Annotated in this window: 20 protein-coding genes; 8 read left to right on the top strand and 12 right to left on the bottom strand. The window is 41.5% G+C overall.

Going from position 1 to position 20354, the window contains the following annotated elements; all coding sequences use genetic code 11:
- Positions 1-80: 80 nt before the first annotated feature.
- Complete coding sequence (locus ACR5KR_RS19875; RefSeq protein WP_448267715.1) at positions 81-851, bottom strand: HNH endonuclease; 771 nt, start codon at positions 849-851, stop codon at positions 81-83.
- Positions 844-1083 carry a helix-turn-helix domain-containing protein gene (locus ACR5KR_RS19870; protein ID WP_448267714.1) on the bottom strand — a complete coding sequence of 80 codons (240 nt, stop codon included), beginning with the start codon at positions 1081-1083 and terminating at the stop codon, positions 844-846. The genes ACR5KR_RS19875 and ACR5KR_RS19870 overlap by 8 nt, the downstream gene beginning before the upstream one ends.
- A 130-nt stretch (positions 1084-1213) precedes the next feature.
- Here ACR5KR_RS19870 and ACR5KR_RS19865 point away from each other — a divergent pair, with 130 nt between their 5' ends.
- Positions 1214-2125, top strand: a complete 912-nt coding sequence (locus ACR5KR_RS19865; protein ID WP_448267712.1) for a DNA cytosine methyltransferase — start codon at positions 1214-1216, stop codon at positions 2123-2125.
- 279 nt (positions 2126-2404) lie between these two features.
- On the opposite strand, the gene ACR5KR_RS19860 is transcribed toward ACR5KR_RS19865, so the two are convergent.
- Positions 2405-2893: a hypothetical protein gene (locus tag ACR5KR_RS19860; protein WP_445630841.1), complete on the bottom strand. Its 489-nt coding sequence runs from the start codon at positions 2891-2893 to the stop codon at positions 2405-2407.
- A 163-nt stretch (positions 2894-3056) separates the two neighbouring features.
- On the opposite strand from ACR5KR_RS19860, the gene ACR5KR_RS19855 reads away from it, so the two are divergent.
- Positions 3057-4985 (top strand): protein kinase domain-containing protein, encoded by a 1929-nt coding sequence (locus tag ACR5KR_RS19855; protein WP_448267711.1) that lies wholly within the window; start codon positions 3057-3059, stop codon positions 4983-4985.
- A 98-nt stretch (positions 4986-5083) separates the two neighbouring features.
- Here the strand turns inward: ACR5KR_RS19855 and ACR5KR_RS19850 are convergent, their stop codons facing one another.
- The 5 genes from ACR5KR_RS19850 to ndhL all read right to left on the bottom strand — a co-directional run bounded on the left by ACR5KR_RS19850 (position 5084) and on the right by ndhL (position 9298).
- Positions 5084-6625 carry a tetratricopeptide repeat protein gene (locus tag ACR5KR_RS19850; protein ID WP_445630843.1) on the bottom strand — a complete coding sequence of 514 codons (1542 nt, stop codon included), beginning with the start codon at positions 6623-6625 and terminating at the stop codon, positions 5084-5086.
- A 114-nt stretch (positions 6626-6739) separates the two neighbouring features.
- Positions 6740-7405: a heterocyst differentiation related protein gene (locus ACR5KR_RS19845; protein ID WP_445630844.1), complete on the bottom strand. Its 666-nt coding sequence runs from the start codon at positions 7403-7405 to the stop codon at positions 6740-6742.
- A 236-nt stretch (positions 7406-7641) separates the two neighbouring features.
- The gene (gene trpA / locus ACR5KR_RS19840) at positions 7642-8469 is read right to left on the bottom strand and encodes a tryptophan synthase subunit alpha (RefSeq protein ID WP_448267709.1); all 828 of its coding nucleotides are present in this window, start codon (positions 8467-8469) and stop codon (positions 7642-7644) included.
- Between the two features lie 280 nt (positions 8470-8749).
- The gene (locus ACR5KR_RS19835; protein WP_322695024.1) at positions 8750-9061 is read right to left on the bottom strand and encodes a DUF3007 family protein; all 312 of its coding nucleotides are present in this window, start codon (positions 9059-9061) and stop codon (positions 8750-8752) included.
- A 24-nt stretch (positions 9062-9085) separates the two neighbouring features.
- Entirely contained in the window at positions 9086-9298 is a 213-nt protein-coding gene (gene ndhL, locus ACR5KR_RS19830; RefSeq protein WP_445630846.1) for an NAD(P)H-quinone oxidoreductase subunit L, read from the bottom strand.
- Between the two features lie 1056 nt (positions 9299-10354).
- On the opposite strand from ndhL, the gene ACR5KR_RS19825 reads away from it, so the two are divergent.
- Positions 10355-11668 carry a hypothetical protein gene (locus tag ACR5KR_RS19825; RefSeq protein WP_448267708.1) on the top strand — a complete coding sequence of 438 codons (1314 nt, stop codon included), beginning with the start codon at positions 10355-10357 and terminating at the stop codon, positions 11666-11668.
- 18 nt (positions 11669-11686) lie between these two features.
- On the opposite strand, the gene ACR5KR_RS19820 is transcribed toward ACR5KR_RS19825, so the two are convergent.
- Entirely contained in the window at positions 11687-12607 is a 921-nt protein-coding gene (locus ACR5KR_RS19820; protein ID WP_448267707.1) for a lysylphosphatidylglycerol synthase domain-containing protein, read from the bottom strand.
- Between the two features lie 342 nt (positions 12608-12949).
- Between ACR5KR_RS19820 and ACR5KR_RS19815 the strand changes: the two genes are divergently transcribed.
- From ACR5KR_RS19815 to ACR5KR_RS19805, 3 genes are all read left to right on the top strand, one after another.
- Entirely contained in the window at positions 12950-13516 is a 567-nt protein-coding gene (locus tag ACR5KR_RS19815; RefSeq protein WP_445630849.1) for a DUF6658 family protein, read from the top strand.
- Positions 13517-13615: 99 nt separating this feature from the next.
- The gene (locus ACR5KR_RS19810; protein WP_445630850.1) at positions 13616-14206 is read left to right on the top strand and encodes a hypothetical protein; all 591 of its coding nucleotides are present in this window, start codon (positions 13616-13618) and stop codon (positions 14204-14206) included.
- A 469-nt stretch (positions 14207-14675) separates the two neighbouring features.
- Positions 14676-16004, top strand: a complete 1329-nt coding sequence (locus tag ACR5KR_RS19805) for an IS4 family transposase (RefSeq protein ID WP_448270096.1) — start codon at positions 14676-14678, stop codon at positions 16002-16004.
- Positions 16005-16087: 83 nt separating this feature from the next.
- On the opposite strand, the gene ACR5KR_RS19800 is transcribed toward ACR5KR_RS19805, so the two are convergent.
- Positions 16088-16960, bottom strand: a complete 873-nt coding sequence (locus ACR5KR_RS19800; protein ID WP_445630851.1) for an S-methyl-5'-thioadenosine phosphorylase — start codon at positions 16958-16960, stop codon at positions 16088-16090.
- Between the two features lie 423 nt (positions 16961-17383).
- On the opposite strand from ACR5KR_RS19800, the gene ACR5KR_RS19795 reads away from it, so the two are divergent.
- Together ACR5KR_RS19795 and ACR5KR_RS19790 are read left to right on the top strand one after the other, a co-directional pair.
- Positions 17384-18511, top strand: coding sequence for a metallophosphoesterase family protein (locus ACR5KR_RS19795; RefSeq protein WP_445630852.1), 1128 nt, complete (start codon positions 17384-17386; stop codon positions 18509-18511).
- Positions 18512-18513: 2 nt separating this feature from the next.
- Complete coding sequence (locus ACR5KR_RS19790; RefSeq protein ID WP_448267706.1) at positions 18514-18717, top strand: hypothetical protein; 204 nt, start codon at positions 18514-18516, stop codon at positions 18715-18717.
- Positions 18718-18806: 89 nt separating this feature from the next.
- Here the strand turns inward: ACR5KR_RS19790 and ACR5KR_RS19785 are convergent, their stop codons facing one another.
- A complete protein-coding gene (locus tag ACR5KR_RS19785; protein ID WP_448267705.1) occupies positions 18807-19001 on the bottom strand; it encodes a hypothetical protein in 195 nt (64 codons plus the stop codon).
- On the bottom strand, positions 18983-20215 hold the full coding sequence (locus tag ACR5KR_RS19780) for an FIST signal transduction protein (RefSeq protein WP_448267704.1): 1233 nt from the start codon (positions 20213-20215) through the stop codon (positions 18983-18985). The genes ACR5KR_RS19785 and ACR5KR_RS19780 overlap by 19 nt, the downstream gene beginning before the upstream one ends.
- Between the last annotated feature and the right edge of the window lie 139 nt (positions 20216-20354).

Raw genomic sequence — 20354 nt, 5'->3', positions numbered from 1 at the left:
GTGATATATCTCGATTATCTGCAACTTTTTCGAGGGATTTTAATGCATTTTCGCTTACTGCATTTTACTGTCTAGACAATCTAATTCTCAAAGTATTTTTGAATGATTTCGTTGAGTATAAGTTCTGGCAGAACTTTTCTTTCAAGGGCAAGACTCCTTATCCTTAAAATATTAATTGATGACATCTTAACAGGTGCATATTCTTCAGGAAATGCCCAAGCACACTGGTTACAATCAAGCTGGCAACCACGACACGAAGTACTTTTAAAGTTATTACATTCTCCACACAGTGGTTGGCAGTTTTCTAATTCATCTCCTCCTCCTCTGGTACGTGGAACTTTGTGATCTTGCTCAAGTCTTACATCAGGCTCTTGTCTTCCACAAACTGCACATCTGTGTTTGTACGTTTCCAAAACAACATCCCAAACCTCATTTATGAGTTTGACTCTTGGTTTTCGTTTTTCAGCAAGGGTTAAATTTACTAATTGATAAGTATTTCCCTCTCGCGCAATACCGACAACTCCTTCCTCACCTTGGAGTTCACGCACTCGGCGGAATACATCAACATAAGGCTTGTATGGAGCATCTCCAGTATGCTTACTTAATCTATACCTGTTTACAGCCTCACGTAGTTGATTTGTTGTAATATAGGGGCCTGGAATACCGCGATCACTGGGCCAAAGCTCCTCTAGTAAAACTCTGTAATATTCTCTGTTGGCACGACTTGGAGACACAAAACCAGCACATACTTCTTCTATCCACTGCTCTCTATAAAAGTTTCCCAAAACAGAATCCTGATTTACTGGCTCTAGGGAAAGGAATCTTTGCCTACCACGATTTTTTCTAGGCATTAAAATTGCCCCCACGTAGTAGCCAAACAGGATCGACATCCAATGCCAGTGCGATCGCATTTAATTCATAATCTTTTACACCTCGGACTTGTCTTTCTATTTCTGAGATATCTGACTGTTCAAGCTTGATGTTGAAGTCTACAAAAAGGGTAGCTGCCAGTTCAACCTGATCCCAGCCACGTTTTTCTCGTGCTTCTCTTACTCTGGAACCAACTATATTTGCAACACTCATAACTAAGAGCTTCTATCCAACATTTAGGATGTTAGCGACAAGTAGTATATTTTGTAGACGATAATCGTCTACAATTAAAAAGTATCAGAGAATTTCATAGTTTAATTTTCTCTTTGCTATATTGAACGTTATGATACGTGTTGCCTCATTTTTTGCAGGAATTGGTGGTTTTGACCTCGGTTTTGAACAAGCAGGAATGCAGGTTGTTTTTCAATGTGAAATAGATGAATTTTGTCAGAAAATTTTGAAACGTCACTGGCCTCTTGTACCCATACATGCAGACATCAGAACCCTATCATCTTCAACTATCCCTGCCACTGACTTATGGTGTGCAGGATGGCCATGCCAAGACCTTAGTAACGCAAACACAAATCGCCAAGGACTTGCAGGAGAGCGAAGCAGCTTGTTCTACAGGTTTATGGAACTTGTTGCAGAAGTTCAGCCAACGTGGTTGGTCTTGGAAAATGTGCCTGGTTTGCTCTCAGCAGAGCAAGGAGCTGCCCTTGAGGCAGTTACCGACACGTTGGAAGAGAATGGGTATTTGGGGGGATGGTTATCGTGTAACGCTCTCCATACGGGTATACCTCACAACCGAGACAGAATATTCTTTATCGCCAGTTTTAGATCAGAATGTGCCTATAGAATCTTTACTGACAGCAGCGAATTGTCTGGGGATTCTGCGGCGCGAAAATCGAGCCGGACGCAAACTGGATCGAGCATTTGTCAAAGCACTTTCAGAGACACTCCGCTTGTGGTACAACGTCGCGGTGGCTTCGGGTACACTCTGGCAAAAAGCATCTGCCCCACGTTACGTGCCCAAACTGGAGGACATCAAGGAGGTCATTCAGACCGACCAATACTCTGTGGCGAGAAACTTGACGTGGACAGAGTGGGAGAGGCTAATGGGATTTCCCCCAGGATGGACGGTCGCCGAGGGCGACTCCTTGGTAACGCCGTTGTCCCAGCAATCGCCAAATGGATTGGAACAAAGATCATAGAAGTCGAGAGTGATTTAAATAATGTACCAAATGTCCCAACTTAACACTAAACCTAAATACTGAAGCACTCTTGCGAAAACTACTTCTTTACAATCCGCGTGACATGACTATCAGGATATCTCACCAAAAAACTCTTTTTAAACCCCAATGTCTGCCCAGGAATCGCCACAACAACAGGACAAACAAACGCACATTAAATTAAGTTAATGTAAATATTATTTCAATTTTTACAAATAGGGGTTTGAACAACTAAGCGATCGCCCTCTTGGGATAATGAGAGAGCGATGTCTACGACGGGCTATTAAGTGTCGCACTTAATTTTGTCAACTCTCTGGCAATTTAGCAAACGCCTGCTCAACTAACTCCTTTGACTTGGCATCCAAACGCAGCCAATCCACTTCACCGAATTCATCGATTAAACTAGTATCAATATCAGCAACTTCCAACTCTGGGCTGTATTCAAGAAAACACACCTGATAACACAGTTCCCACAAATCGATACTTGCTTCTTGCTGTTGACGCTGCAAACGTAGATGATATCCTGGATGGGGCATCGGCAGACGAGCCAGAGTTCCTCTGATTTCATCTGCTTCTTGGGGCGTTGCAGTTTCGATTGCTTGCAATAGCTCACTCACCAATGCTTTGATTTCATCAGTGGTGCTAGGCGGCCAAATCAGGACATCATGGTAAGTTCCCGTCCAGGAAGATTCATCAAGCTGCTTGCGGATATTGTCGATAACGCGAATGAAAGCAGGTTGCATGAGGATTTCAGCCTGCTGCCATGCAACTGGATTTGTTATTTTAGGTGGCATTGGTAATAAACAGGGGCACTAAAAGAAAAATAAACAGTCTGCGTTTATTAAAAAGCTGCGTTTTTAATCTAAATCTTTTCTCAAGATAGCGGATTTCAATGAAGAAAATTTGGAGATATTTATTACCAGCTGGAAAATTAGGTAATAACTCTGGGGAGAGAATATGATCGGCAAGCTACTAGACCATCGTTACCAAGTAATTCGAGTCCTCGCGATGGGAGGATTTGGTCAAACCTACATTGCCCAAGATACTAGGCGACCAGGCAATCCTATCTGCGTTGTCAAGCATCTCAAACCCGGAACTGACCCCAGAGTTTTTGATACTGCTAAACGCTTGTTCAGCAGTGAAGCTGAAACTTTAGAAAAACTGGGCAACCATGACCAAATACCGAGGTTACTGGCGTACTTTGACGAAAACCAAGAATTCTATCTAGTACAAGAATATATTGAAGGACATACCCTAGCTGAGGAACTTATACCTGGTAAGCGCTGGAGTGAAAACCAAGTAATTCAACTGTTGCAAGAAGTTCTAGAAATTCTGGAATTTGTCCATCGCCAAGGCGTGATTCACCGCGACATCAAACCGGATAATATCATTCGCCGTGCCTCAGATAATAAGTTAGTTTTAGTTGATTTTGGAGCAGTAAAGCAACTGCGTACACAACTGGTAACAGTGGGCGGACAAGCATCTGCGACAGTAGTTATCGGTACTCCTGGCTATATGCCTACAGAACAAGGGCAAGGTAAACCCCGTCCCAACAGCGATATCTATTCCCTTGGCATCATCGCCATTCAAGCATTAACAGGATTACAGCCAACAGAGTTGCAAGAAGACCCGGAAACAGGGGAAGTTATCTGGCAGCATTCAGTAACCGTGAACCATCGATTGGCAGCAGTATTGTCCAAGATGGTGCATTATCACTTCAAAGACCGCTATCAAAACGCCACGGAAGCACTGCAAGCCTGTAAAGACGCGATTAATCCAGTACCTGCACTTTCTACACCTCAAGAAGTCGCTAACAATTCTAGTTACCAAGCAGCCAAATCTCAGCCTCAAGTATCTCGGCTGCAAACTATTGCAGTTGCACCAGCAAATCCTATCCCTGTCAAACCTGCGCGTCAAGACTCTAGTAAATCCGACCCCTGGCCGATATTAATTGGTATATTACTGGCGGGTGGTGCAGCTGCTTTGGTAGCAAATGTATATCCTAATGTGAAAAATTTTGCTTTAAATCTTACAGGTAAGGATACGACTTTAGCAAACAAATGCTCGGCTGTTGTTGTCGGAAATTCTAATATTCGTTCTGAACCTAGTTCGATAAATTCTGATAATATTGTGCAAACTGTTGCTAATAACACCAATTTCGAGGTGACTGGCAAGCGAACAAAAGCAGGTTGGATAGAAGTTAAGCTTAAATCTGGTCGTTTGGCTTGGGTACATCCGACCGTGATAACTAATAATCAGGAATGGAGTTCTTGCCTACGCGAAAAGGGCATTGCAACTAAGATTGTAGATGATAGTAGCTTGATTGCGACTCGAACTATTCCCCAGCCAAAACCAAAATCTAAGGATGTGGTAACTCCATTACCAGAAAAGCCAAAGGGGTCAACTGACGATGCAAAGAAATCACAACGATCGCAGCCTAATGATAACAGTGCCAATATTGTAGAACAAGCAAAAAATAAGTATGATTCAGGGGATATAATTGGAGCGATCGCACTTTTAAGATCGGTTCCCGCAAATGCTGCTTCTGGTATCCAAGAGACGAGCAAAATGATTGCCCAGTGGCAGTCAGATTGGGCAAAGGCGGAGGCATTATCTAACGAGATTAATAAAGCAATAGATGATGGTAAATGGGATAAAGTTTTAGATTATAGAAACCATCCAGAAAAGTTGCCTAATACTAAATACTGGCGAAATAGAATCGAACCATTATTTAAACAAGCAGCCGAAAATTTGGCAAAACAGGCACTAACTCAGCTAGAAAATCAAGGTAATCAAAAAAATACCCAACAGCAACTTCCCGATACTAAGCAACCTGCCACTAAAGAGAGTCCTAATGCTACAGAAACTCCTAAAGGCGGTTTGTGAAATCAAAGTTTGTTAATTATAATGTTTCAGCATATATTGGTAATAAGTAATAGATAATCTTATTACCTTTACCTATTGATGTTGAACTAATTTATTTTTTATTGATGTATATTTTCTGCAATTTGAAGTGCTTGTGCTAACAATTGTTCGCTTTTATCTTTTTGTTTTAATTGTGCGTACCCAATAGCGATCGCAGTTATCACCTTAACTTTCTTATCACGGCTTTTAGTAGTTTGAGCAACTTCAAGTGCTTGGGATAATACCTGCTCTGCTTTAACAGATGGTTCTACTTGAGTAGCTTGCTCAACAATTTTGGGCAAAGCTGAGACTTTGACATATTCAGAATCATAAAAAAGCAACTCTTTGATAGAGTCAGACTCTGACGAAAGCAAGGCTTTTTTATAGTCAGACTCAGCATCCTCTTTAAGTAGTTGAAAAGCCTGCTCGTATTGACTCTTTTTTGCGTACTCAACAGCAAGTACACTCAATGCTTCCCTTTTATTGTTAGAGTACTTTGTTTCCTCGATCGCTTGCAGGGCTTGCTCATATTGCTCTACTACTGCACACGTCATAGCAATTTCAGCAAACACATCTGAAGAATCACCAAGAATTAAACCATCATGAGTGATATAAGCGTCTTTAAATGCTTCATAATCAGGGTAATCCTTTATTGATTTGGCAATCACAATAGATTGGTTGCATTGCCCCAGTTCTGCATAATCAACAGCAATATCAGCTAAATAAAAATTTTTTATGCTATCATATTTTTCCTTTTTAATACTTTGAAGGGCTTGGGCTAACAGCTGTTCTCCCTTAGCCTGTTGTCCTACTTGTGCATACTTAACAGCCACTTTAGCCACTTTGGCCACTTCAGCGTTATTATCTGGATATTGTGCATTTTGTGGGGCTTGCGCTAGCAGTTGCAATGCCTTTGCTTTTTGTCCAACTTGTGCATATTTGAGTGCAATTTCAACCATCTCATCACTGGTTTTAGCTTTTTGAAGTGCTTGTACTAATATCTGTTCTGCTTGAGCCTTTTGCCCAGTTTGTGCATACTTAAGTGCAACTTCAGACATTACTATAGATTGAGAAATAATGTAATCTTTTCCATTTAAAAACCCCTTTGTCACATTTATTGATATTAATTTGGCAACTTGAAGGGCTTTTTCGTATTGCCCCACTTGTATTAGGCAAGTAGTAATATGTTTCAACCCAATATCACTGTATTTTGGCTCGTATACTTGAAGAGATTTTGCTACTTGAAGTGCTTTGTCGTATTGTCCCATTTCTACATAAATAATTCCCAATTGCTCCAATAATTTGAGTCTAATGTAAAAAGACTCACTTGTTTTGATAGACTCATTTATTTTGATAGTTTGAATAGCTGGGGCTAATAACCTTGAGGCTTTATCCTGTTGTCCTAATTTTGCATATCCGACAGCAATTTTAGCTAAAAGTTCTGCTTGGAGTGGTTGCTTACCATTATTTTTCTCGTAAATGGCAACCTTATCCACAGGTTGACAAGCTACACTAAATATGATTAATAATACTGCATGAGCGCAGGTGGTCGTACTCCTACGGAAAAGCAAGCTACGCGTAGCGTTTCGCAGAGAAGACATCGCCAGTTTTTTGAGTTTCATCCGCTTTTTGAGCTTGATTAATCACTCATGTACAAAAAAAGCATCTAGGCAGTATTTTAACAGTGTTACCCTGTATATCTCTTACCTAGATGCTTTGTGCGATATTTTTTATTGTTACTGCATTTCGTCGTATTCTGGGGCTTCAACTCGTCTTGCTTCCATCCGCGAAGCAGGCAGAAACTCAGCACGACGGACTGGAACCAAGGGTGGCGTATTTCCTTGGTAAGGGTGAATCACTTGTACAGTACGGGCTGGACGCTGCCGTGGTGAGAACAAAGCCAATACTCCAGCGACAACAACACCACCACCAATAGTGAGAGTTGCCCCTCCCACAGCCCAAAGCACAGGTGAAGACCACCAATTATTTTGCGGCTGGAATGTTGCTGCTGATTTTTGTTGGTTATTTTGCTGGGCTAATTGCCACTGCTGCTGAGTATTGAAATTTTGAACTTGGCCTTGGAGTTGTTGATTTTGCAACTTTAGCTGTTCATTGTCGTTTTTTAAACGCTCCAGTTGCATCTGCGTGTTCAGCTTCTCCATCTCTAAGCGCTGGTCATTATTAGTACCAGTCGGTGGTTGAACCTGATTGGGATACATTGGTTGCCCATAAGGCCCGTAAGGATACATTTGTGGTTGCATTCCTTGAGGCGCGACTACACCTGGGATTTGTGGAGTAACAGCAAAGTTAGGTTGTAGAGGGGTATTTGTTCCTTTGAGCAATACGAGAGCCGCCAGCCCAGCTACGGCAACCCCACCGATAAACGCCATACTCTCACTCATCGCCTTTGCTCCTCGATTGCGACGTAACTATAATCATTTGTGACCGACTCACTCTCACACTCATAAATTATGCCTAGTTAATTTCACATAATACTCAAACTATAAGCAACTCTATCAGCTAGTTTTTTTACATCATCATATCTGATGTTAATATTCAAGACCATAATGGTCAAATTGTCTATCAAATAAGGAGAGAAAAACTACACTGTTATACTTTTTTAATCTACTTTCTGGGTCTAATCAAGAGGAGTATTTGTGCTGGTGTTGGTCGGTTTGATGGCTGCTTTGAGACTTTGGCAAAATTCGGCGATCGCCGAAAGTCCCTGCTCTGGTGTGCCTTGGGCTAACCGTTTGACAACAGCGCTACCCACGATCGCACCATCTGCGCCCCATTCTCTTACCTGTCGGGCTTGTTCGGCTTCAGATATGCCAAAGCCAACTGCAATCGGTTTATCAGTAACACTACGAATTTGTTTGAGTAAATCAGACACGCGGTTTTCCAGTTGCGATCGCACCCCTGTTACTCCAGTGACGCTGACTAAATAAATAAATCCTTGGGAAGAACGAGCGATCGCTTCGATCCGTTGGGTAGAACTGGTGGGAGCTACCAACAAGATTACGTCAATTCCCATCTCACTCGCTGCTTGCAACAATCCTGCTGCTTCCTCCAAGGGCAAATCAGGTATTATTAATCCTGCTACCCCAGCAGCAGCAATTTGCTCAAGAAATTTTTCAATTCCCCGGTGCAAAATTGAGTTGTAATAGAGCAACAGAACAATCGGCGATCGCAATTTGGGAGTAATCCCTTGCAGCATTTCTAGTACCTGCTCCAATTTCGTACCCCTTTGCAAGGCGCGAGTAGCAGCAGCTTGAATGACTGGCCCATCAGCCAGAGGATCGGAATAGGGTATACCCACTTCTATAATGTCGGCTCCACTACGATCTAGAACCTGCAAGGCTTTTGCTGTTGTTTCTAAATCTGGATCGCCAGCAGTCACAAACGGAATCAGAGCGCATTCACGATTGTGCTCAAGAGTTTTAAAGCAATCAGAAATCGCAGTCATTGGTCATTGGTCATTGGTCATTGGTCATTAGACCTCTTGGCATTTGTGCTTTTTGCACTCTTGGGGAAAAGGGTAAAGGTTAAAGGGAAAAGGGACTTATGCAGAACCTTTTTCCCCTTCCCCTCGCCCCTTATCCCCTTCTTGGAACCCCACTTTCCCCTTTTCCCAACAAATGCCAAGAAGTCTATTGGTCATTGGTCATTGGTCATTGGTCATTGGTCATTAGTAAAGGACAAATGACTAATGACAAAGGACAAATCACAACTGACCAATGATAACTTTACACCTGAGATTGCTTTTCTTGTTCTATTTCGGCTTGAATTCGTGCTAGTTCTTCGGGAGTAAGCTCGTCTAGCCGCTTTTGCAGAAAGTCTTGCTCATACTGTTCCCGCTGTTGGTGGTAGGTCATTTTTTGTCCCACCGCACGGAAAAAATAGGTGGCTAACCAGCCAACTAAGGCACTGACTAGCAAGACTTGGCTCCATATACCAGCTTTTTGATTATCCAAACCAACTAGCTGTAATCCTAAGTATGCCAAGCCGCCGGCAATAAAAACACCTAAGCCAATTCCAATCGCGTCAATCCGTCGCATGAGAGTTATGACCTACCAATCTCGTTAAACTTGAATTTGTCGCCGTTGGGGTCGAAAATTTGCAAACGGCGATAGAACCAACAGACCCGGAAAGAAGAAAAACACCAAAAAGTACATAAAGACACGCTCAATGGAGCCACCCACATACCAACGCTGCTTCAGATACAGCAAAACAGCAACGGGGATTACTAGAAGGTAAGCTCCAGCCAAAATCAGATATAGCAGGGCGACAATCATAACTTTCAAGTCTTAAGCATCTGTTTTCCATCATAGGCTGAAGAGACAGACAAGAGAGAAGTTTAGTCATAATGCTTTCAACATAACTGCGCCAAAATTCCTCGAAACCGCAGCTTTGGCGGGCTGGAGTACTTTTACTGAGACGATTCAACGGATTTCATTACAAAAGCTAATATCATGCTATTATGTGAATCCACTAGCAAAAAAATGCTCTAGTCAGACAAAATCGAAAACCTTTCTGAAGCGATCGCCCAATCTGGAAAAAATATTTTCAATCTAGTTGGACAAAAGACACAATTGATGGTGGAATAGATAAGGAGGTATTTGCTACCTCTAAAAAATAACTAGTTACACTAGTTGCCAAACACCTTTGGGGGTGTGGCGGAATGGTAGACGCTACGGACTTAAATAATTGAGCCTTGAAGGAGAAATCCCTCAAGTGGAAGCTCTCAAACTCAGGGAAACCTAAATCTGGTGACAGACATGGCAATCCTGAGCCAAGCCCAAAAATTTTAGATTTGGGATTTTAGATTTCCGATTAATCTTCAATCCAAAATTCAAAATCTAAAATCCAAAATTGAGGGAAGGTGCAGAGACCCGACGGGAGCTACCCTAACGTTAAGTCGAGGGTAAAGGGAGAGTCCAATTCTCAAAATCTGAGCAGGCTATTGTTATCAGGTAGCAGTGAAAACTGCGGGAGAATGAAAATCCGTTGACCGTAAAAGGTCGTGTGGGTTCAAGTCCCTCCACCCCCACTAAAAATTTAAAATACCTAAAGGCTTCGGTAGAAGGTATGAGCGGGTTGTATCTAAATGTATAGATCGACTCGCTTATATCTATTTATGTATGATATTTTCTGGTTATAAATAAGTAATTTTACTGAACTATTTGATGAAGAACTAAACAATTTATCTTTAATACTTTATTTATAACCCTAGTTAATCAAATTTATGTAAAAAGATGACTGAATTTCTGAAGAAGAGATTGATGCTCCTGTTCGCCAAGGTTAAGCTAGTAATAATATGAACAGGAACCCTTTTTGTCCTGATAACTGAAATGACCGCTAATCGTTTATCAATTAGTCAGGAAAATTCCCATTATGTTACGTCTAATACTAGACAATTAGATGTGCAAACTGCCCAAGAAGAGGTTTATAGCTTCTTTGTGGAAATTGTCAATAAATTGCCACCAGAAGATGTTTTACGAGAATTCAAAACTTTATTTATAGACGGTCTTGATTGCGAATATTCCGATTATATACCTGGAATATATAGTGTGTTTTTAGATGATAATGAAGAAGAATTATACAATACACTGAAGCGGTGTTGCTATATCATAATTAATAATTGGAAAACTAACCGAAAAGACAAATATATCCAAGACTTAGTTAATTTATTTGTTCATGAAAATCTGAAAATCAAAGACAATAATCCTCCAGTAGTAAAAACTTGTAAAATCTGGCTAGAAAAGTTTGCCAACAGCAAAGATTACAAGGATCTGAAATTATTTGTTACTAAATATGAAGAATCATCTAAAGGTCATTGGGCTAATCGCTATACTTCCTATTTATTGATCGATCAATCTGTTAATAATAAGAACCCTAAAGAGCAACAAGAAGCTGCTAGAAGGCTTTCTAAACAGATGAAAGACAAATTTAAGTTTGAACTAGCAATGTATATTGCTCGTTCTCAATCTGCTGTCTCAAGCACAACACGCTATAAAAATCCCAGTATTTTGGGAGATCAAGCTCTGCGTTTAATAAAAGCAATTGTCTTAAAGAAAGGCGTATTTAGCCATGATAATATCGCCCATATATTTATCAAACAAACGAAAAATCAAACTCTGAAAGAATTTAAAAAAAGCCTAGAAAAATACTTATTTTTTCCTGTAGAAAATCAAGAATCAGTCGAAAATTGGCGGCGACAGTTTGCACATAGTTTATCGTTATGGAAGACAGATTATAATCAAGAAATTATCACTAAAGAATTGTTTTTGAGAACCTGTAATCGAGTGATTGATTACTTGACAACCGAAAACTCTAAAGAACCTTCGCAATTATTTATTTTATTAATTGGTCAAGGTCATGCTCTGACCCTGGTAATTATATTATTAAAGATTATTTTGATTTGTAGAAATTCTCGAAGACATTTAGAAACTCGGATTGCTCATTTGATTCGTTTTTACGAAAAATATTCCGAAGATGAATGCAAAGGGGTAATAAATTTTATCGAAATTTTTAATATTACGTTCGCCATTTATGCAGAAAATGTAGAATATAACTTAATTAAGATGGAAGAAGAACAAAGCAGTAATCAGCAATTAAATCTGGATAGCTATCGTGTGTTTTCACAAATGAAAGTAGATAGATAAAAATGAGTTTTGCTTAATTCAGGATTTCGCAAGGCGTTCATCTAACCAAGCTAAGGCAGCACCCGCAGTTTCAGCTAAAATACTAATGAGACGATATAGAGCGATCGCACTAAATACTAAGGCAGATGGAAAGTGGTGTCGTAAAAGTTCATACGCAGTCGCTTCAAACACACCTAACCCACCAGGCGCACCAGGTATAATAAACCCCAACAACCAAGCGCAACTAAAAGCCCCGAATAACAAAGGAATTTGATTCCCATTCAACGAACCTAAGGCGAACATAGTTAGTATAAACCCAGTGGCGCGTAGTCCCATAAAGCCCACTTCTCCTAACAAAGGGCGCAAAGGGTAGCTTTTAACACTGAAGGGAACAGTTGATTGAGTGGTAGCAGCAGACTTTTTTGCTTTTAATTTATACAAAAAACGAATTACGGGATTCAAAAACCACGGATGAATCGCACCAAGAACTACAGCTAAACTCAGAAATTGTAGTATTTGGATAACAAGGGTAATATTCGCTGCTGCAAATTGGCTACTACATAAGACAATGATGATTAAAGCAGCCGCTAGCATGAGTAGCGGTTCCAACAAAACGCTTAAGGTGGCTGCACCTGTCGGAATATTGGCATTTTTAGCGGCGACAATTCGCCCGTAGTGATGCCAGATATTACCTGGTAAATACTTTGCGATGTTCGTTTTTAGGTAAACTTGGATGAATTGGATAGATGATACAGGTTGATTTAACTCTTGCAGAATCCAAGTCCAGATCCAGCCTGCCCAAGTATGAGCTAGTAAAGTTACCCCACAAGCGATCGCCATAATTGCCCATCCTACGTCATCAATGCGGATAGCTGTCACCTCAATCCAATTATCCTTCAGAGCTTTTCCTAAAAAAAACAGCGTTCCCCCCAAAATTATCCAGCGTAAAAATTGCTTCATAAATTTAGTCATTTAACGTTGAGAGCAACAAGGGCTGAATACCTCAAATTTTATGATGTATCAGCTATATATCAAAAGCTTTTGAAGTATCAAACAACAATATGTAGTTCTGTTTACGAAAAGTATATTACTTTATTTTATATCTCTCTAGAGTTAGATAAAGATATTGTTTTTGTACTCATTAAAATGTAGCCTGCGCTAGAGGTAAATAGCATTTTATTATTCATATCCTGAATAAAGGTTATCAAAAGTGAGCGAACCAAAACAAGCACAATAACTTGCTGACCAATCCAATGATTCAGCAAATTCTTAGTTTATTAATATTTTGGTAAGGAGGACTACGTGAACGCTGTAAGAGTATTCTTGAAACAAATAAGATTGCGCCAGATATTAACTATCTTTTTAGCTGGACTATTGTTGATAGTTAGCACTGCTTGTAGTGGGGCAAATGCTCAAGGTGCAAATCCACAAAATCCTGCTGTACAAGCCGGTGGAGCAAACAACCCTTATAAAAATGGTGGAGACAACTATAGCAACTACAGAATGTCTACCGATCCGAAAATAGCAAACCCAAAAGCCAATCAGGGACGTGACCAAGCTAGCTTACAACCAAGTTCGCAATTGTTGATTGCTACAAATACAGAATCTGAGATCCTTTATCCTGGTGGCGAGACACCAGCAGGTCGAGTCCAGAAAGAAGCAGAACTGCCATTCATCACAGATAAAGACTTCCGCCAGCCTGAACCCGGTGGTTTGATTCAGAATGAATCAAGTGTAGGAGAGCGGGTTAAAGATCGGCTTGAGACTGTAAAAGAAGCTGTTGAAGAAGCTTCCGGTTTTTTGAAGAACAAGGCAGATGAAGCTAAAGCAAGACCTGAATTACAGCCAAATCCAGCAGTAAACAGATAAAAATCTTGTTTTTTCTGGATGCTTTGGATGTAAGATTAATTCCAAATGCCATCTTGGTTGAAGTTTAACTTAGTCACGAAAATGCAAGGACTTAGAACTATGAAAAAAGCAATGAATTGGCTGAAAAATATTCGTCCCTTGAAAGTTGTAACTGTTTTTTTAGCAGGAATCTTTCTATTTATGGCACAGGCTTGTGGTGCTCCAGGAATAGCAACACAGCCACCACAACCTGGCGATCAAGCACCTAATATTGAACGATATGATGCCACAAAAGATTATCCTCTGAATTCTCCTACTGGCGGAATGAATAACTTTAGTGATGTAGATCCCAGAGCGCAAGATGAAAAGGCAGCTAATGACAGAGCTAAGGCCCTAGTAAAAAATGCTCAAAAGAATATCGATCAGAAGGGAATTGACAGCCCAGAGCAATATGGTGAAAATTACAAACAAGGCACATCCCTTGGTGGAAGAGTCAAGAACCTGGGTGAAGATATAGGTAGTTCAGCTGAAGAACTTGGCAAAGGTCTTGTTAAGGGAACTCAGCGAGGAATTGAAAATATCAAGGGTAATACCCAGAATGCTGCCGAAGACGTGACAAAAAATGTTCAGCGTGGAGCTGAGGATGCTGGTAAAAATGTTAAGCGCACAGCTGAGGATGCAGGCAAAGCAGTTAAGAACACAATCGATTGAAATTAAGCTGATGCGCTTCTAGATTGTAAATTTTGACGTTAAGACTGTCCTAAGTCAATTGGTCATCTGTCCTTTAAAAACAAATAACTAATGACAAGGATCGTTCCTTTAATATACAACTTGAATGCGTAACAGCTTAGTCATTGAATCTCTTGTAAAAATATAAAAGCGCCCACAGATTAAAGTCTGGGGCTACTAAAATAAAGCCTGCATATGCAGGCTTTATTTTAGTTTTATGTGGACAGGATTTAATATCATGTGAGTTTGACGAGTGCTATTTTGACCTCTCCCCCAGCCCCTCTCCTACCAGGCTACGGTGTACACACAAGTCCAAGTAAAGTAATAAGGGAAGGAGTTGTGGGGAGAAAAAGGTGATGGAAAATCCAATCAAAAGACACGCGCAAGCAGTTGAGGGAAAAGCATTTGGAGACCCGCGACTCTCTAAAAGGGGGCAGCATTGTACGAAGCTTTGGGAAAAAATCAATCAGTGAGCATTCGCCAAATAAGTAAAAATAGAGCCGAACAAGTAGGATACTATCGGTTTTTGGAGAATGAGAATGTGACAGTAGGGGAATTAGTGCGAAGCCTATCAGACGAATGCGTAACTCATGTAGAAGGAAAGCATATATTAGCTATCAGTGATACAAGCGAAATTAACTTGCAGTCTCATGTAGGCAGGTTGAAAGCAAAGGGTGTCGGTGTAGTCGGAAACAACACGGATGTAGGATTTTATATTCATCCAACACTAGTATTAGATGCAGCAAATGGATTTCCCTTGGGGATAAGTACAGTACAACTGTGGACGAGAGATATTAACCATCAGGATAAGCATGAGCGCAATTACAGCCGATTACCAATAGAAAAGAAAGAATCATACAAGTGGCTACGTTCTGCCGAAGAAACGCAAAGATGTTTAACTATTGGCAATGCCAAAATAGTGACTCACATCGCCGACCGCGAAAGCGATATGTATGAGGAATTTGCTACAGTCCCAAATCAAGACAATCATGTGTTGGTGAGAGCGCGCATTGACCGTCGCCTTGTGGGAAAAACCCAATCACTTTATACATACTTAAATGAACAGCCCAGTGAGGGTACTTATACAGTCAATGTGCCGTCAGATGCACGCCAAAGTAGAACAGCAAGGGAGGCATTATTAATTGTTCGCCGTGCGGTAGTGAAAATTCAACGTCCAGATAAGTTGAATGGGCAAGATTATCCCCCTAGTGTGACACTTTACGCAGTGGAAGCAGTTGAAGTCAACCCACCATCAGGTCAAGCACCGATTCATTGGCGATTACTCACTACCCACCAAGTCGTTTGTTTAGAACAAGCACTACAGGTGATTCGATGGTACACATGGCGATGGCGAATTGAACAACTGTTTGCCACACTCAAAACTGCCGGATTAAATCTCGAAGCCACCCAATTAGAGTCGGTTACCGCCATTCAACGATTAACTATATTAGCCTTGTCTGTTGCTGTGCGAATTTTACAACTGATTGGTGGACGGGATCATCCTGATTTACCGGCAAATATTGCTTTTTCTCATGAGCAACAGCAATATTTATCTACTATTGCTCCTACTTTAGAAGGTAAAACTCGACTGCAACAAAATCCCTATCCTCCTTCAACTCTTGCTTGGGCGACTTGGATTATCGCTCGGCTTGGTGGTTGGTCTGGTTACAAATCCCAAAAACCTCCCGGTATTACTACTTTGAGCCGCGGACTTGAGCAATTTGAATCCACCTTTTTTGGCTGGAAGCTCGCTCTGGGCAAACTTGTGTGTACACCGTAGCCTACCAGGAGAGGGGAGCAAAACTGTATTAAGAAACTGCGTAAACGTAGCCCGTTATAAACATCGCTTATTCATCAGCAACACTACAAATACTTCTGCAACAATAACCCTAACTTTTCCTTCGTCGCTGCTGGTGCTTTGTCCAATTGAGTCAAAATTGCATACTGCAACGCCGAATGCGCCTCACTGGTTGGCGGATTTTCACTCAAGCGCCGCACAGTTTCTTGAATCACTTTTTGAGCATTCACAGCATTCCGCAGCAAATTTCCAATCACCATCTCCACCGTCACACTGTCATGGTCTGGATGCCAACAATCATAGTCTGTCACCAGCGCTAAGGTTGCATAAGCAATTTCCGCTTCTCTTGCCAACTTTGCCTCTGGTAAATTCGTCATCCCAATGATTGTTGCACCCCAACTGCGGTAAAGATTCGATTCTGCCTTAGTGGAAAAAGCTGGCCCTTCCATGCACACATAAGTACCGCCGCGATGGAGAGTAACTTCTGGTAAATTGAGAGATGCGATCGCATCTGCCAACACAGCAGCCAAGTTCTTACAAATCGGATCGGCAAAGGCAATGTGAGCCACAATTCCCTCACCGAAAAACGTTGAAATCCGATTTTTCGTTCTGTCGATAAACTGATCTGGCACTACCATGTCCAGTGGTTTCGCCTCTGACTTCAAGGAACCTACAGCACTAGCTGAAATTAAATACTTCACACCCAATTGCTTCATCGCATAGATATTAGCGCGAAACGGTAACTCAGAGGGTAAAAGCGTGTGATTGCGGCCATGACGCGCTAAAAAAGCTACCCGTGTATCATCCAAAGTCCCCAGAATCAAAGCATCAGATGGTGAACCAAAAGGAGTCTCGACTTGCACTTCTTCGACATCTTTAAGCGCATCCATTTTGTAAAGACCGCTACCACCTATAATCCCAATACTAGCTTGAGCCATGATTCCGAACCTGTTTTTTACCGATCTGCTCAGTTATTTTATCGAAAAGGGAAGTAGCAGAAAACAAAGCGATGTCTACGATGAGATATGCGTAGGCGTAGCCCGTCGTAGACATCGCATTTCGTGCTACTAACACTATTGAATTATTATCTATTCATTTCATTATTTATTCAGGTACAAATAGCAGCGATCGCCCAGTTATTCAAGGCTTAATTAATAATTTTTAGCAATCAAATTTACGATAATTTTTAGAAATAAATGGTTATGATTAGCCCTAAAGTTAATCGTCACCATAGTATGTAATCAATGCTTAATGTATATAAATATTAAGTATACGCACTCCTACGCAGGGAAACAAAGCAAGCGTTATACTTTTGGGAAAAGGCTTATTTTAACCTCTGCTTTTAACATTTTCATAAATCAATGACTCTCAATTTTCGCTTTGCGGTAGTCAGCGACTTACACCTGGCACTTCCTCACACAATCTGGGATCACCCTAGCCGGTTTCATCTGGTAGAAGTAAGTATCTCAGCATTTAAAAGTGTACTAGAACATTTAACACAACTAGATTTAGATTTCTTGTTGTTGCCAGGAGATTTAACCCAGCACGGCGAACCAGAGAACCACACTTGGTTACAACAATGTTTAGCCCAGCTACCTTTTCCCGTCTATGTTGTTCCTGGTAATCATGACGTTCCTGTGTTGTTAGGCGATCGGCAATCGATTGCTTTTGCCGATTTTCCCTACTATTACACAAAGTTTGGCTACGAAGATCCGCAGCAGATTTACTACATTCGTCAGTTATTGCCTGGAGTTAAGCTGATTGGACTGAATTCTAACTCCTTTAACGATCGGGGAGAGCAAGTGGGGTATTTGGATGCCAAACAGCTACGGTGGTTAGAAGAGGTGCTAGCGGCATCTGGTGATGATTTAGTTTTGGTGATGGTGCATCATAATGTAGTGGAACATTTGCCCAATCAATCGAACCATCCACTGGCAAATCGCTATATGTTGTCCAATTCAGCAGAACTATTGCAGCTGCTGAGGCGCTACGGAGTCAAGTTAGTATTTACAGGGCATTTGCACGTTCAGGATATTGCTTACTCAGATGGGGTATATGATATTACCACTGGTTCTTTAGTTAGCTATCCTCACCCTTATCGAGTGCTAGAATTTCATCGAGATAACCAAGGTAAAGAATCGTTGCAAATTTTATCCCATCGCGTAGAGTCACTGCCTGAGTTCCCCGACTTGCAACAGTCATCAAGGCAGTGGATGGGCGATCGCTCTTTCCCTTTTTTAATTAAGCTACTAACTCACTCTCCATTAAACTTACCATTATCACAGGCAAAAGAATTAGCTCCTGGTTTGCGCGATTTCTGGGCAACTATTGCCGATGGGGATGCGGTGTTAGATTACCCTCATTTTCCTCCAGAAGTGCGGCGCTATATTCAGACATATAGTGCATTACAACCTCATCCAGGCATTGCCACTGCTGGAAATTTGACGATGATTGATAATAACAGCACACTTGTACTGAATAAGAGTTAGGAGTGATTCAATTTTGGATTTTAGATTTTAGATTTTTAGTTCAATCCCTTCGGGTTCAGCAATCACTCATGGGGGAAACCACGCCAGATGCTCCACTTGGGGAAACCCCAGACGCTCGCGGACTCGCTCTAAGCGAAGCCATGCCGAAGGCTTTACGCTACGCTATCGCCCTTGGCGTCTCCCCTTCTCCCAAAGGGAGAGGCTAGCGCCAAGGGAGAAGACCGCACTGGCTCCCCAAGACCGTGCTGCTTCACCAAAATCCAAAATTCAAAATCTAAAATTGGTTTAGCACTGATTACTGATTTTGGCGACAAATTCCAAATGCTGAAGTGTAGGCGTGTAAAAAGGTTCTGCCACCAACAGGGCCGATTTCACCGCCACAGAAAAAGCCACCTATAGGAATATCGTTAAGGTAGCGCTGAAATAATTCCGAAATCCAAAATTCAAAATCTAAAATTGGTTTAGCACTGATTACTGATTTTGGCGACAAATTCCAAATGCTGAAGTGTAGGCGTGTAAAAAGGTTCTGCCACCAACAGGGCCGATTTCACCGCCACAGAAAAAGCCACCTATAGGAATATCGTTAAGGTAGCGCTGAAATAATTCCGAATCGAAGTTAGGTTTACCATAGAGTCCTTCACCTCGTCCCAGACAAGAAAACATCAAAGCAGCTACAGCCGAGGGTTCAGATTCTCGTTGATGTTGATAACTTTGCAGGAGTAATTCGAGGTCTTCAGCAGAGGCTTGGGCATCGCGGAGGTGGAATTGCAGCCTTTGACCAGGACGGACGCGATCGCCAATTGCGATCGCCCCAGCATTTGGATCGACTCCAAGAATACCACGTATTAAAAAGTCTCCTTGCTGCAAAGTCAGCTTAAATTCATCCATTGCCACACCAACAAACAGAGAATGCTGTGCTAAAATACGTTCTTGTTCGCTCAGACTAGCAATCAAATCTCGCAACACCACTAGAGGCACTTGCTCATCTAACTCTAGAATGATATTGCGATCGGCTTTTGTAACTTGCAATGGCTTGCCAATCGGTCGGCATCCTTGAGCGACAATCGTTTCCAAAACAATATTGCCAGTCAAAGCTATACCAACAGTGCCCTCACGATACAAATTTTGCTGTTCCTCACCGTTAGTATCGTTACAAAAAAGGGCAACACGACCGCCCATACCTCCACCACTAGCCTGTCCCCCGACGATCGTCGATCCTGGATAAGCAAAATCCAGCCCCTGCAACAAATCGTTGATTCCAGAGGCGAAAGAACTAGACAACAAGATGAACTGCGGTGTCGGTGATGCAGGTACACCAATCAAATCAAGCCAAGCATCTGGCGAACTGTCTAAGTCAGGTAATTCTTCAGCAACAAGATGAAAAACTTGAATCTTCACCCCTGGAAGGTGTGCTAAAGTCAAGCTAATAGCTGGTTCAGCTTCTAATTCTTGGGTTTCTCCGCTAACTGTCGTCCCAATTACACCACCACCACTACAGCCAATTAGCACAGGCACAGAAAGTTTCTCAGCTAACAAGGGTAACAGTCGGGAATACTCACTCGTAAAAGCAGACGAAATGAATACCAGTCCTAAATCCGCAGGTGCTGTTAACGATGAAACAGCTCGTTCCACCACATCTGTAACAGCGGCTTCCAGAGAATGACGGGTTGATAGGGCATTGGCCCACTGCATTTGGTCTGCCATGAGTTTTGAGCTTCTTTCTCTATTTTTGGCTAGTAGATTTTGACTTTTTATTTTGGGAAGAATTGCATCTGACAATAATTGATGCCAACCCTTTGTCTCCTCCATCCCAAGAAGCTGGAGTTGTCATTCCCTAATATAG

It is taken from the genome of Nostoc sp. DSM 114159 (genome assembly GCF_053470285.1).
Note: the sequence above shows the minus strand (reverse complement) of the source record. Positions and strands in the feature narration are given on the sequence as shown.